The 14023-nt window shown below is 68.5% G+C and carries 12 protein-coding genes; 5 read left to right on the top strand and 7 right to left on the bottom strand.

Annotated features, from left to right (window positions below; genetic code table 11):
• Positions 1-191 precede the first annotated feature (191 nt).
• Both pdxY and ACXJKH_RS06065 read left to right on the top strand, forming a co-directional pair.
• Positions 192-1100 (top strand): pyridoxal kinase, encoded by a 909-nt coding sequence (pdxY, locus tag ACXJKH_RS06070; protein ID WP_457318673.1) that lies wholly within the window; start codon positions 192-194, stop codon positions 1098-1100.
• Positions 1097-2209, top strand: coding sequence for a prephenate dehydrogenase (locus ACXJKH_RS06065; protein WP_457318672.1), 1113 nt, complete (start codon positions 1097-1099; stop codon positions 2207-2209). Before pdxY ends, ACXJKH_RS06065 begins: the two co-directional genes overlap by 4 nt.
• 169 nt (positions 2210-2378) lie before the next feature.
• On the opposite strand, the gene ACXJKH_RS06060 is transcribed toward ACXJKH_RS06065, so the two are convergent.
• The 5 genes from ACXJKH_RS06060 to ACXJKH_RS06040 form a co-directional block, all read right to left on the bottom strand.
• Positions 2379-2573, bottom strand: a complete 195-nt coding sequence (locus ACXJKH_RS06060) for a hypothetical protein (protein WP_256774008.1) — start codon at positions 2571-2573, stop codon at positions 2379-2381.
• Positions 2574-2644: 71 nt separating this feature from the next.
• Positions 2645-4411, bottom strand: a complete 1767-nt coding sequence (locus ACXJKH_RS06055; RefSeq protein WP_457318670.1) for an ABC transporter transmembrane domain-containing protein — start codon at positions 4409-4411, stop codon at positions 2645-2647.
• Positions 4404-5012 (bottom strand): IMPACT family protein, encoded by a 609-nt coding sequence (locus ACXJKH_RS06050; RefSeq protein WP_256774006.1) that lies wholly within the window; start codon positions 5010-5012, stop codon positions 4404-4406. The genes ACXJKH_RS06055 and ACXJKH_RS06050 overlap by 8 nt, the downstream gene beginning before the upstream one ends.
• Positions 5013-5049: 37 nt before the next feature.
• Positions 5050-6021, bottom strand: coding sequence for a hypothetical protein (locus tag ACXJKH_RS06045; protein ID WP_457318668.1), 972 nt, complete (start codon positions 6019-6021; stop codon positions 5050-5052).
• Positions 6018-6536, bottom strand: a complete 519-nt coding sequence (locus tag ACXJKH_RS06040; protein ID WP_457318674.1) for an RNA polymerase sigma factor — start codon at positions 6534-6536, stop codon at positions 6018-6020. Before ACXJKH_RS06040 ends, ACXJKH_RS06045 begins: the two co-directional genes overlap by 4 nt.
• 242 nt (positions 6537-6778) lie before the next feature.
• Between ACXJKH_RS06040 and ACXJKH_RS06035 the strand changes: the two genes are divergently transcribed.
• Entirely contained in the window at positions 6779-9661 is a 2883-nt protein-coding gene (locus tag ACXJKH_RS06035) for a bifunctional diguanylate cyclase/phosphodiesterase (protein ID WP_457318667.1), read from the top strand.
• A 43-nt stretch (positions 9662-9704) separates the two neighbouring features.
• Here ACXJKH_RS06035 and ACXJKH_RS06030 read toward each other — a convergent pair whose 3' ends face one another.
• Both ACXJKH_RS06030 and ACXJKH_RS06025 read right to left on the bottom strand, forming a co-directional pair.
• Positions 9705-10298 carry an LOG family protein gene (locus ACXJKH_RS06030; protein WP_457318666.1) on the bottom strand — a complete coding sequence of 198 codons (594 nt, stop codon included), beginning with the start codon at positions 10296-10298 and terminating at the stop codon, positions 9705-9707.
• Between the two features lie 309 nt (positions 10299-10607).
• Entirely contained in the window at positions 10608-12104 is a 1497-nt protein-coding gene (locus ACXJKH_RS06025) for an aminotransferase class III-fold pyridoxal phosphate-dependent enzyme (protein ID WP_457318665.1), read from the bottom strand.
• 211 nt (positions 12105-12315) lie between these two features.
• Between ACXJKH_RS06025 and queA the strand changes: the two genes are divergently transcribed.
• Both queA and ACXJKH_RS06015 read left to right on the top strand, forming a co-directional pair.
• Positions 12316-13380 carry a tRNA preQ1(34) S-adenosylmethionine ribosyltransferase-isomerase QueA gene (gene queA, locus ACXJKH_RS06020; RefSeq protein ID WP_457318664.1) on the top strand — a complete coding sequence of 355 codons (1065 nt, stop codon included), beginning with the start codon at positions 12316-12318 and terminating at the stop codon, positions 13378-13380.
• A gap of 153 nt (positions 13381-13533) precedes the next feature.
• On the top strand, positions 13534-14023 hold a 490-nt coding region (locus ACXJKH_RS06015), incomplete at its 3' end, for a tRNA-guanine transglycosylase (protein WP_457318663.1).

Below are 14023 nucleotides of genomic sequence, written 5' to 3'. Positions count from 1 at the left end.
GGCACCGCGCGCAGCCACCCATGGGGTGGCTCTACCTGGGTGGACAAGCAGCCACTCAGGGGGTGGCTATACACTGGGCGGACACGCAGCCGCCCGTGGGGTGGCTCTACCCCCGGGTGGAGAAGCAGCCATCCATGGTGCGGCTTTCCCGGAGTCTCCGCCGGTCGGGGCGGCAGGCGTAAAATGTCGGGATGAACGAATCCCTCGAAAGCCATCTGGTCCATGGACGCCGCCAGCGCCCGGACGGTCCGTCGCCGGTCGACGTCATCTCGGTGCAGTCGCAGCTGGTGTATGGCTACGCCGGCAACAGCGCTGCCGTGCCGCCGTTGCGCGCGCTGGGCGTGCGTGTCGCCGAAATTCCGACCACGCTGCTGAGCAATGCGCCGTTCTACGCGACCACGCGGGGCCGCGTGCTGCCCTCGGACTGGTTCGCCGACCTGCTGCTGGGCGCCGGTGAGCGCGGGTTGCCGCAGCGGGCGCGGATGCTGATCTCCGGCTATTTCGGCAGCGTCGGCAACGGCGCGGCCTTTGCCGACTGGCTCGACGCGGTGCTGCCGTCTTCACCGCAGCTGCGTTACTGCCTGGACCCGGTGATCGGCGATACCCACACCGGGCCTTACGTCGAGCCGGGCCTGGAAAAGGTCTTCGCCGAACGCCTGCTGCCGCATGCCTGGCTGGTGACCCCCAACGCCTTCGAACTCGGTCGCCTGACCGGCATGCCGAGCCTGGCCCAGGACGAGGCCATCGCCGCTGCGCAGACGCTGCTTGCGCGCGGGCCGGAATGGGTACTCGCCCACAGCGTCGGCGGTGACCCGGGCCAACTGGTCACGCTGGCGGTCAGCCGTGAGGCGATCTGGCGCTGGTCCTCGCCGCACCTGCCGGTGGACGTGGCCGGTACGGGCGATGTGCTGATGTCGCTGCTGGTAGCGTTCCTGCTGCGCGGTGAAGCGTTCGAGCAGGCGATCTCGCGCGCCATCGCCGGCGTGCACGTGGCCCTGGAGACCACCCTGGCCAATGGCCATGAAGAGTTCGACGTGCTGGCCGCCGCGCCGGCCGCGCTGGCCCTGCCGCAGCGCTTCGTGCCCGAGCGCTTGGCGTGAGGGCAGCACCGGTTGTCGGCATCGTCGGCAGCGCCGGCGCGTACGGGCGTTGGCTCCGTGGGTTCCTCGAGCGGCGCATGGGCCTGGAGGTGATCGGCCATGATCCGGCCGATCCGCACTCGGACGATCCGGAGGTGCTGCTGCAGCGGGCCGATGTACTGGTTTTCTCCGCGCCCATCCGCCACACGCCCGCGCTGATCGCCGACTACGTGGCGCGTTCGGCCGGGCGCGAGTCCGGGCGCCTGTGGCTGGATGTGACCTCGGTAAAGAGCGATCCGGTCGCGGCGATGCTGGCCTCGCAGGCCGAGGTGGTGGGGCTGCATCCGATGACCGCACCGCCCAAGGCACCGACGCTGAAGGGGCGGGTGATGGTGGTCTGCGAAGCGCGGTTGTCGCGCTGGCAGCCCTGGGTGCAACAGTTGTGCGACGCGCTGGAAGCCGAGTGCGTGCGCGCCACGCCCGCGCACCACGACCAGGTAATGGCGCTGGTGCAGGCGATGGTGCACGCCACCCACCTGGCCCAGGCCGGAGTGCTGCGCGAGTACGCGCCCCTGCTGGGAGCGTTGCCGGCGCTGATGCCGTACCGCTCGGCGTCGTTCGAACTGGACACCGCGATCATCGCGCGCATCCTGTCGTTGAACCCGGCCATCTACGAAGACATCCAGTTCGGCAACCCGCACGTGGGCCCGATGCTGGACCGCCTGCTGGGCCAGCTGCAGCAACTGCGCGACCAGGTGGGGCAGGGCGATGACGCTGCACGCGCGGCCTTCCGCCAGCACCTGCTGCTGGACAACCGTGACAGCCAGGGCGAGGCCGTATTGGCCGAAGGCAACTACACCTTCGAACGCGTCGGCTACCTGCTTGCCGACCTGACCGAACGCAATGCGATCAGCGTGCACCTGCCCGAGGACCGCCCCGGCTCGCTCCGCGAACTGCTGCATGTGTTCGAACGGCATGCGGTGAGCCTGGCGTCGATCCATTCCTCGCGTACGCCGGGCGGTGAAGTGCATTTCCGTGTCGGCTTCGTGGCCGGCAGCGATGCAGCGGCGCTGCAACGCGCGGCGCAGGAAATCGATGCGTCCGGGATCGGCCGGGTGTTGTCGCGCTGACGTGCTGCGACGCCGCATTCATCCACAGGGGGTGTGGATGAGTTGCGCACAAACATGTGGATAACCGCGCGCATCCCTTGCGGTCACAGGCTGTCAAGAAGACTGGCCAGAAAATGACCAGCCTTTCGGAAACTATTTTTCTTGACAGCGAGCGCAGTACGTCYGGCACTCAGGTGGTGAGGATCAACTCGCCGCCGCGGGTGCGGAACTGACGGCCATCACGGACCAGATGGCGGCCGTCGGCCAGCTCATAGCGTGCGCTGTTTTCGGCCGGCGCGGTGTTGCCGGGCTGCTCATCCTTGAACTCGACGATGACGTAGCTCTCGCCGGCGGCGTCGGTGGCGGGGAACTGTCGAAACGACATGAAGCACCTCCTGCGGTGGCACGGATCGATGACCAGCGCACCATGCAACGTGCCGCGTTAGCGGTGCGTCATCAGTCGATGAACTGCAGCCTGGCCAGTTCGGCGTACATCCCACCTTCGGCCAGCAGCTCGGCGTGGGTGCCTTGGGCGACGATGCGGCCGTGGTCCATCACCACGATGCGGTCGGCCTTGAGCACGGTCGCCAGGCGATGCGCGATCACCAGCGTGGTGCGCCCGGCCATCAGCCGTTCCAGCGCCTGCTGTACCGCGCGCTCGCTCTGCGCATCCAGCGCGCTGGTGGCTTCGTCGAGCAGCAGGATGGGCGCGTCCTTGAGCAGTGCACGGGCGATCGCGATGCGCTGCTGCTGGCCACCGGACAGGCGTGCGCCACGCTCACCCAGTTCGCTCAGGTAGCCATCGGGCAGTGCCTGCAGGAACTCATCGGCTTCGGCGGCTTCGGCGGCGCGCTGCACCTCCTCATCGGTGGCCTCCAGGCGCCCGTAGCGGATGTTCTCCAGCGCGGTGCTGGCAAACAGCGTGGGCTGTTGCGGCACCAGCGCCAGCTGCGCGCGCAACTGCGCCGGATCGACCCGGCGCACGTCCACGCCATCGACCCGGATGCTGCCCGAGGCGGGATCGTGGAAGCGCAACAGCATCGACAGCACCGTGCTCTTGCCCGCACCGGACGGACCGACCAGGGCCACGGTCTCGCCGGGGCGCACATGCAGGTTGAAATGCTCCAGCGCGGCGGTGTCCGGGCGCTGCGGGTAGTGGAAGACCACGTCGTCGAAGCGGATCTCGCCGCGCAACGGCGTGGGCAGGGGCAGCGGATCGGCCGGGGTGGCGATTTCGATGTCTTCCTGCAGCAGCTCGGCGATCCGGCCCATGCCGCCGGAGGCGCGCTGCAATTCGTTCCAGACTTCGGCCAGGGCACCGACCGAGCCGCCGCCGATCAGTGCGTAGAGCACGAACTGGCCGAGCGTACCGGCGGTCATGTTGCCGTCGATGACATCGTGCGCGCCCAGCCACAGCACGCCGACGATCGCACCGAACACCAGCACGATCGCGGTGGCCGTGACGATCGACTGCGCCCCGATGCGGCGTCGTGCGGCACGGATCGATTCGGCCAGTGCCGCATTGAAGCGGCCCCGTTCGTACGGCTCGCGCGCATGCGCCTGCACGGTACGCACCGCGCCGAGGGTTTCGGCAGCAAGACTGTTCGCGTCGGCGACGCGGTCCTGGCTGGCGCGCGAGATGTTGCGCAGCCGGCGTGCGCCGATGATGATCGGCAGCACCGCCAGCGGGATGCCGACCAGCGACCACGCGGCCAGGTGCGGACTGGTAACGAACAGCATCACCAGGCTGCCCACCACCGTGACGCTGCTGCGCAGGGCAACGGACATGGTGGAGCCGATCACGCTGCGCAGCAGTTCGCTGTCGGCGGTGAGTCGGGACACCAGTTCGCCGCTGCGGCTGCGGTCGTGGAAACCGGCGCCAAGCGAAATCAGGTGTGCGTACAGGCGGCTGCGCAGATCGGCGACGACCTTTTCACCGAGCAACGACACGAAGAAGAAACGCGCGGCGGTGGCCAGCGCCAGCAGCACCGCGACCAGGAACAGCAGGGCGAAGGCGCGGTTGATCTGGCCGCTGTCGTTGAAGCCGTGATCGATCATCAGCTTCACCGCCGGCGGCAGGCTCAGCGTGGCCACCGAGGACAGCGCCAGCGCCACCAGCCAGGCCACGAACAGCCCGGTGTGGCGACGCACGAACGGCCACAGCGTGCCCAGGCTGCCGAGCTGACGCACGGCCGGGGCCTGCGCGGGGGAGGTGTCAGTCATTCAGATGGCCTGGTTCGGGGCATGTTTCGATGCGGATACGATCACGGGTGGCGTCGCGCAGGCGGATTTTCAACGGGTCGGCCTGATCGGCCGGCAAACGAACCTGCAGCTCGACCCCCGACGGGGTGAAGGTTTCGGCCAGTTTTTCGGCGCTGTGACCGGCCAATGCGGCATGCAGGGCGCCCAGGTCTTCGAAGCCGGCGTGGATGCGCAGCGCGGCCAGCGCGATCAACGGCTGCCGTGGGGCGGTGCGCAGGCACTCGGCAGCCGTGCCGCCGTAGGCGCGGACCAGACCGCCGGCGCCCAGCTTGATGCCGCCATACCAGCGGATCACCACCACCATCACCCGGTCGAAGCCCTGGCCGTCGATCGCCGCCAGGATCGGGCGCCCGGCAGTACCGGCCGGCTCGCCATCGTCGCTGGAGCGGTATTCCCCGCCATGCCGGTAGGCCCAGCAGTTGTGGGTGGCGTCGGGCACGGCCACCTGCTGCAGGAAGGCCAGGGCCGCCGCCGCGTCATCGATGGGCGCCGCATGGGCGATGAAGCGGCTGTGCTTGATCTCCAGGCTGTGGCTGACGGGGGTGGCGAGCGTGTCGGACATTCCCACCATTGTAGTGGGCTGGCTGCGACCGGGCGCGTCAGTTGTCCAGCAGCTGGCGTACGTCACGCGGGACGCGGGTTTCCGGATAGTGCTGCAGATAGCGTTCCAGGCTGGCGCGCGCGGTATCCACGTCGCCGTTGTCGCGGCGCTCGCGGATGCGCTGGAGCCATTGCTTGCGGGGCAGCGTGGCATCGGCATCGACCGCGGCGTTGACGGCGCTGTCGGACAGCGTGCCGCTTATCGCCGCTGGCGCGGCGCGGCGCATCACCCCGGGCGCACCGGCGGCGTTGCGCGCCGGTTCGGCCGCCATCGGCGCGGACTGGATATCGGTGGCCTGCTGACGTGCGCGGCTGCCGGTGGTGGTGATCTTCTCCATCGCAGGCGCAGGCGCAGCAACGGCGTCCAGCGCGTAGGCCTGGGACGGCGACGGCGACGGGGCCGCCACCGGTGCTGCCGGCGCCGGCGGAGGCGGCGGCATCGGTGCGGCCACGATCGGGGCGGGCACGGGCCGGGTGACCAATGGCTCGCGCGTGTCGGCGCGTGGCGGTGCCGGCGGCGGCGCGGACGGTTTTGCGACCGGTGCCGTGGCAACCTCGGCCACGTCGGCAGCGGCCATCGGCGCTTCATCGTGGCGTGCCTCGGATGCCTCCGGTGCCGCTGCGGGTGCGGGCAGCGCCGCGACCGCGGCCGACGGGGCCGCGCTGGGCGAGGGCTGCGGTGCGTCGGGCTTGAGCTGCCAGGCGATGCCCACGGCGAACACCACCGAGGCGGCCAGACCGAGCGCGGCCGGCAGGCGCGAACGGCGGCGCGCGGCGCGCGGGACGCTGCGGGCAGGCGCAGCCGCCTCCGGGACCGGGACGGACTGCGCCACCGGCGCGGTGTGCAAGGACGCCCGTGCGGCCGCCAGTACGGCCTCGTCCAGCGCGCTCGACGGTGCGGTGGGCGCGGGACGACCGAGCAGGCGCGCCAGCGCGCGTTCTTCCGGGGTCAGCGGCGCGGACCGGTTCATTCGGACAACCCCGCACGCAGCTTGTCCATGGCATAGCGCAGGCGCGATTTCACGGTTTCGCGGCCCACGCCGGTGATCTCGGCGATCTCTTCCAGGCTCAGTTCCTGCTCCAGGCGCAACTGCAGTACCTCGCGCTGTTCGTCGGGCAGCTGTTCCATGGCCAGCTGCAGCCGGCGGCGCTGTTCGAACTCGGACAGCTGGGTTTCCGGCGTACGCGTATCGCTCATGCGGGCGACCCGCTCCTCGGCATCACCGGGCGCGGGCGGGCGGTGCCGCGCCGCGCGCCAGTGGTCGTTGAGCCGATTGTGAGCGATGCGGAACAGCCAGGTGGTGAAGGCGGCATCGGGTTGMCAACTGGCGCGCGCGGCGATCACGCGCTGCCACACGTCCTGGAACATCTCGTCGGCCAGTGCGGCATCGCGCAGCTGGCGCAGCAGGAAGCTGTACAGGCGGCTGCGGTGGCGCGCATACAGGGTTTCGAACGCAGGCAGCTCGCCAGCGGCCCAGGCCAGCATCAGCGATTCGTCGGTTGGCAGGGCGGCGGCGTCCACGGCGCACAGGGTAAGCGCTGGGCCGGATTCCGCATAGCAGGGCAAGGGGCGGGCGGGGGCAGGGGACAACATGGGCGCGGGCAGGTGGGCGATGTCCCGTTGAACGTCCCGTGGCGATGAACGGGGTTGCGGGCTTCCACTGCCCCCCTGTCGGCGCGCTATGCTCAGGCCACAGGGGAGGTGCCGGGCATCCGGCGCCAGAAGAGATGAACATGTTGTCCAGCCAGGTAGTGACGTCCTTGGGGCATCCGGATCGTGAGTCAGTGGTCTCCGCCGCGCTCGCGCAGGCGCTGTGCGCGTTGCTGCCTGGCGATGCGCAGGTGGCCCTGGCATGGTCGGACCCGGGGCTGGGCGAAGGCTGCCAGGCGCATCCGCTGCCGGAATGCGCGTCGGCCGAGCTGCTGGATGCGTTGCTGGGCGACGCGGCCGGCGTGCATACCGCGCTGCGCCGCTGGCAGCACCAGGGCAGCGAACTGGCGGTGCGGGCGCTGACCGGCGCCAACGCGATGCCCGACGAAGCCTGGTGGGCGATCGCGCTGCGCGCATTGCAGGACGCACTGGCGCTGGCGCGGCAACGCGAGCAGATCAAGTTGCTGGAGAACTCCAAGCGGCTGCAGCAGGCGCTTTACGAGATCGCCGACCTGGCCGGTGCGGACCTGGAAATGGCCGAGATGCTGCGCCATTTCCATCGCGTGCTCAATTCGCTGATGTACGCGCAGAACTGCTACATCGTCGAGTACGACGACGTGCGCCGGCGGGTACGCTTCCTGTACTTCGCCGACCAGCGCGACAGCTTCGTGGCCGATCCGGACCGCAGTTACGAAGAGCATGAAATGCCGCGCAGCCTCACCTTTGCGCTGCTGCGCCACGGCCAGCCGCTGAGCGGGCCGTCCAACGAACTGCTGGCGGCGATGAACGACGAGTACGACCCCAGCCGGGGCCCGGAGAGCCTGGACTGGCTCGGCGTGCCGATGCTGCGCGAGGGGCGCGTGTGCGGGGCGATCGTGGTCCAGAGCTACGAGCAGCGGGTGCGCTACAACGAGGCCGACCGCACGCTGCTGGGCTACGTGGCCCAGCACATCCTGACCGCGATGGACCGGCGCCAGGCACAGGTCCAGCTGGAACGCCAGGTGGAGCGGCGCACCGTGGAGCTGCAGCGTGCCAATCGCAGCCTGCAGGACGAGGTAGTGGAACGGCGGCGCGCGGAGAAACTGCAGCTGGCGCTGTTCAACATCGCCGAGATGGCGATGAGCGCCGAGAGCCTGGCGCAGTTCTACGTGCAGGTGCATGGCGTCGTCGGTACGCTGCTGGATGCGCGCAATTTCTACATCGCGCTGGTCAACGAGGGCGGTGACGGCCTGGATTTCGTGTACTCGGTGGACGAGTACAACGCCTCGCGCGCACCGCGTCCGTTCAGCCAGGGCCTGACCGAGTTCATCGTGCGCAACCGGCAACCGTTGCTGGCCTCGCGCGACCACATCGATGGGCTGCGTGCGGCCGGACGCGTGCGTGAGTTCGGCGCGCGCTCGCACTGCTGGCTGGGCGTGCCCCTGCTCAGCGACGACGATGTGGTCGGCGTGATCGTGGTGCAGAGCTATTCGCCGGAGGTGAGTTTCACCTCGCACGACCAGCGCCTGCTGACCTTCGTTGCGCAGAACATCGGCAATGGGCTGGCCCGCCAGCGTGACCAGGAAGGCCTGCGCAACGCGCACGCCGAGCTGGAAAAACGCGTGGAGGAACGCACCCGCGAGCTGGCCGAGGTCAATGACAAGCTGCTCGGCCAGATCGGCGAGCGCCTGCGTGCCGAGCAGCGCCTGACCCACCAGGCCATGCACGATGCGCTGACCGGATTGCCCAACCGCCTGCATCTGCTCGACCGGCTCGAGGACGCGATCGCCCGGGCGAGCGCACCGGATGGGCCGGTCTTCGCGGTACTGTTCCTGGACCTGGACCGGTTCAAGCTGGTCAATGACAGCATCGGCCATGCGGCCGGCGACCAGATGCTGGTCGAGGTGGCCAAGCGGATCGTGTCGATGATGGGCAGCGGTGATGTGGTGGCGCGGCTGGGCGGCGATGAGTTCGCGATCCTGCTGCAGTGCGACCAGGGGCTGGCGTCGGCGCGCGAGTTTTCGCAGCGGATGCTGGTGGCGCTGGAAGAATCGATGTGGGTCAAGGGGCGCGAACTGTTCCCATCGGGCAGCCTCGGCATCGCGATGTGGAACCCGCGCTATCGCAATGGCGAGGAACTGGTGCGCGATGCGGACGCGGCGATGTACCGGGCCAAGGCGCAGGGCAAGGATCGTTGTGCGGTGTTCGACGAGGCCATGCGCGAGGAGGCATTGCGCAGCCTGGACCTGGAAGCGGACCTGCGCCGGGCGATCATCAACCGCGATTTCCTGCCGTACTACCAGCCGATCGTGCGTCTGAGCGACGGCGCGGTGGTGGGGTATGAGGCGCTGCTGCGCTGGCAGCATGAGCGGCGGGGACTGCTGCTGCCGAGTGCGTTTCTCGACCTGGGCGAGGAGAGCGGGCTGATCGAGCAGGTGGACTGGCTGCTGTACGAAGACGTGATCGGGCAGCTGGCACTGGGCGGGGAAGGCTATCTGTCGGTGAACGTGTCGCCGCGGCATTTCCGTTCGGCCGATTTCATCAGCCGGCTGTTCGGCCTGATCGAGGCGGCGGGCGCGGATCCGTGCCGGCTGCGGCTGGAAATCACCGAAGTGGCCCTGCTCGACGATGGTCCGCGCACGCTGCGCATCCTGCAGACGCTGCGCGAGCGTGGCGTGCTGGTGCAGCTGGATGATTTCGGCACGGGATTCTCGGCACTGTCCTATCTGCACCGGTTCCCGATCTCGACCTTGAAAATCGACCAGAGCTTCATCGCCGGCCTGCACGGCCAGGACATCCAGAGCACCTACGCGCTGGTGCAGGGCGTGCTGTCGCTGGCGCGCACGCTGGGTATCGAGACCGTGGGCGAGGGTATCGAAAACGAAGCGCAGCGGTTGACGCTGCTGCAGCTCGGCTGCGATTACGGACAGGGCTACCTGCTCGGGCGGCCGGCGCCAATGGACACGTTCGCGGCGGAGTAGTGCCGGCCGTGGGCCGGCAACTCCACATCAACGCATCAGGCGATCAACGCAGCGCGTTGCGACGCTTTTCGTCGATCCACTTGGAGGCCTGGGCCGGCTGGTAGGCGCGCATCCAGTCGAGCATGGCGTCGATGTCCGAACCGTACCAGAGGTCGGCGCGCTGTTCCGGATGCAGGAAACGCTCTTCGACCATGCGGTCGATCATGCCGATCAGCGGCGCGTAGAACCCGTCCACGTCGAGGAAGGCGCAGGGCTTGTTGCCGATGCCGAGCTGGCGCCAGGTCAGCATCTCGAAGATCTCCTCCATGGTGCCGAAGCCGCCGGGCAGGGCGACGAACGCATCGGAGAGGTCGAACATGCGCGACTTGCGTTCGTGCATGGAGCCGACGATTTCCAGTTCGGTCAGGCCGCGGTGGGCCACTTCCCAATCGGCCAGCTGCTGGGGGATGACGCCGGTGACCTCGCCGCCGCCTTCCAGCACGGCATTGGCGACGGTCCCCATCAGGCCGACATTGCCGCCGCCATAGACCAGACGCAGGCCGTCGCGGGCGATGCGGTCGCCGAGTGCGATGGCGCGCTCGGTGTAGACCGGCTTGCTGCCGGGGTTGGAGCCACAGTAAACGCAAATCGACTTCATTGGATCTTCCTGTGTTCGAGACGCTGGTGCGGCGGACACGAAAAAGCCCCGCCGATGACCGCTGTTGCGGTCTCGTGACGGGGTTCGTTCCGCAGATGCGGGCGGGGATTATCGCGCGTTACGGGCGCGGAGGCCAATCTGCACACGTGACGCCAGCCGACCAACGGTCGGCGCTACGGATGAGGGTGCACCCGGGGGTAGAGCCGACCGTTGGTCGGCTTTCGTTTTTCCTGCCGTTGCCCGACCTTCGGCGTTCGTACCGTCGGTCGCCTACCCCCGTGCGGGTTCAACCCCGCCCGGCCGCCGGCCTCAAGCCGCCTGCGACTGTTCCTTGCGCGGACCTTCCTTCAACGCGCGGCCCACCAGCCCGACCAGCAGGTCCAGCTCTTCGCTGTCCATGCCGAAATGCGGGGTGAAGCGCAACGAGTTCTCGCCGCCGTGGATGACGTTGATGCCGTGGTTGCGCAACCATTCCTCGGTGGAACCGGTGCCGTAACACTTGAACTGGGGCGCCAGTTCGCAGGAGAACAGCAGGCCGGTGCCCTGCACCTTGGTGATCAGCCCGCCCAGCTCGGACTTGAGCTGCTCCAGCTTGCGCACCGCTTCCTCGCCACGCACGCGGATGTTCTCGCGCACCTGCGGGGTCAGCAGCGACAGGGTGGCGCAGGCCACGTCCAACGCACGCGGGTTGGAGGTCATGGTGTTGCCGTAGATGCCCTTGCGGTACAGATGCGCGGCATGTTCGGTGACCGCCAGTACGGAAAGCGGGAACTGGGCGGCATTGAGCGCCTTGGAGTAGGTCTCCATGTCCGGCACGTCCAGGCCTTCGAAGCCGGGGTAGTCGACGATGGAAAGCACGCCGTGCGCACGCAGGCCGGCCTGGATCGAGTCGAGCAGCAGCAGGCTGCCGTGCTGGCGGGTCAGTTCGCGGGCCAGCGCGTAGAAGGCCGGCGGCACCGAGCGGCCCGGGTCGCCTTCGCCCATCACCGGCTCCAGGAACACCGCCTCGATGAACCAGTGGTTCTGCTCTGCCTCGGCGAAGACGCGCTTGAGTGCCTCCTCGTCGTACGGGGCGATGGCGATCACCGAGTCTTCGCCGCGGTAGCTGGCCAAGTGCTGCACATAGGTCTTGCGGCTGGAGTCGGAGTACAGGCCGGGACGATCGGTACGCCCGTGGAAGCTGCCCTTGATGACCACGCGCTTGATCTTGGYGCCGGCATGGCGCGCGCCCGGGTCGGTCTGCAGTTTTGCGTTGACGTCGGCGATGCGCGCGGCCAGGCCGACCGCTTCAGAGCCGGAATTCAGGCACATGAAGTGGCTGTACGGGCAGCCGCCGCGACGGTGCCCGATCTCCTTGCGCAGGGCCTTGATGAAGCGCTGCTGGGACAGGTTCGGGGTCATCACGTTGGCCATTACCTGCGGGGCGGCCATGGCCGCCATGACCGCCTCGGGGGTGTGGCCGAAACCGAGCATGCCGTAGCCGCCAGCGTCGTACAGCACCGCCCCCTTCAGGGTGACCACCCACGCACCGCGGGCGGCGAGGGCGACATACGGGGTGACCGCATCGTCGGCGTAGAAATTGACGAAGCCATCCTGCATCGCCTCGATCTGGGCGCGTTCGTCCAGCGCCAGCAGGTCGCCCAGGTCGGCGCGGACGCGCTCGAATTCGGCGGCGGCAGCGTCGATCGCGGCGATCAGCTGCGGGTGGCCGGCACCCAGGCGCTCCAGGCTGGCGTCATCCAGGCCGGCGGTGAGGCGGGTGCCGGGCTGGGCGCGAAGGGGGGCAAGACGTTCGATGAAGCTCATTGCAGATCTCCTGAAACGATTGGCGGCACGGCGGAAACGCAAAACGCGCGTCTATTCGCGCGCGCTGGGGGCATTCCTGCTCGTGCATCTAACTTCCAGCCCGATGCTAGCACGCGCTTTTTCGCGCGATAACCCCGCGAAAACTGTTGCATAGCAGCATTTTGCGCGACGTTTGCCTGTCGCTGCGCCGCCGCGGAGGGCCGGTCGTACAATGGCCGACATTGCCTACACGTTGCCGTGCGCTCCCTTGAAGAAGTCCGATTTCAATTACGAACTCCCGCCTGAATTGATCGCCCAGGCGCCCCTCGCCGAGCGCTCCGCCAGCCGCCTGATGCTGGTGCCGCCGGCCCCCGCCGCGTTCGAGCACCGCCAGGTGCGCGATCTGCCCGACCTGCTGCGTGCCGGCGATCTGCTGGTCTTCAACGATACCCGGGTCATTCCCGCGCGCCTGTTCGGGCAGAAGGCCAGCGGCGGGCGCGTCGAAATCCTGATCGAGCGCCTGCTCGGCGCCCAGCAGGCGCGGGCCCAGGTCGGGGCCAGCAAGTCGCCCAAACCGGGCAGCCGGATCGCGCTGGATGCCGGTGGCGAGGCCGAGGTGCTGGGCCGCGATGGCGAATTCTATGTGCTGCAGTTCCACGTGCCGGAGGCACTGGAGCAGTGGTTGCTGCACGCCGGTCGCCTGCCGTTGCCGCCGTACATCCAGCGCGAGCCGGGCGTGGACGACCGCGAGCGCTACCAGACCGTGTTCGCCCGTGAAATCGGCGCGGTGGCCGCCCCGACCGCGGGCCTGCACTTCGACGAGGCACTGCTGGCCACGCTGAAGGCCAGGGGCATCGATTTCGGCCATGTGACCCTGCATGTGGGGGCGGGCACGTTCCAGCCGGTGCGGGTGGACGACCTCAAGGAGCATGTGATGCACCGCGAGTGGCTGAACGTGGGCGCCGAACTGGTCCAGCAGGTGCGCCGCACGCGCGCTGCCGGCGGCCGGGTGATCGGCGTGGGCACCACGGTGGTGCGTGCACTGGAAAGCGCGATGCGCGATGGCGAGCTGCTGCCGTATGCCGGTGAGACCCAGATCTTCATTACCCCGGGTTACCGGATCCACAGCGTGGATGCGATGGTCACCAACTTTCACCTGCCCGAAAGCACCCTGTTGATGATGATTTCGGCGTTTGCCGGCAAGGAACGGGTGTTCGAGGCGTACCGGGCCGCCATCGCAGAGAAATACCGCTTCTTCAGCTATGGCGATGCGATGTTGCTGTTCCCGCAGGCCTAGCCGACCAACGGTCGGCGCTACGGTCGGGAGGGTAGCCGACCAACGGTCGGCTCTACGGTTGGGTGGGTGGCCGACCAACGGTCGGCTCTACGGGCGAGCGCAGGCGGGGGCTTTTCGGCGACAATGGGCCATTATTTGCCCGAATCCCGCTCCATGTCCCGACTCCAGTTCCAGCTCCAGACCACTGACGGTCGCGCCCGCCGCGGCCGCCTGACCTTCCCGCGCGGTACCGTGGAGACCCCGGCATTCATGCCCGTGGGCACCTATGGCTCGGTCAAGGGCATCCTGCCGGAGCAGATMCGGGCGCTGGGCGCGGAAATCATCCTGGGCAACACCTTCCACCTGTACCTGCGCCCCGGTCTGGACGTGATCGCCGACCACGGCGGTCTGCACGGCTTTGCGCGCTGGGATGGCCCGATCCTGACCGATTCGGGTGGTTTCCAGGTGTTCTCGCTGGCGCACCGCCGCAAGATCACCGAGCAGGGGGTCACCTTCTCCTCGCCGACCGACGGCGCACGCGTCTTCCTCGGGCCGGAAGAAAGCATGCGCATCCAGAAGGTGCTCGACTCGGACATCGTGATGATCTTCGACGAGTGCACCCCGTACCCGGCCACCGAGCCGGTCGCGCGGACCTCGATGGAAC

It is taken from the genome of Stenotrophomonas sp. P5_B8, from assembly GCF_054049855.1.
The sequence above is the reverse complement of the archived record's forward strand: the minus strand, read 5'-3'. Positions and strand labels throughout refer to the sequence as shown.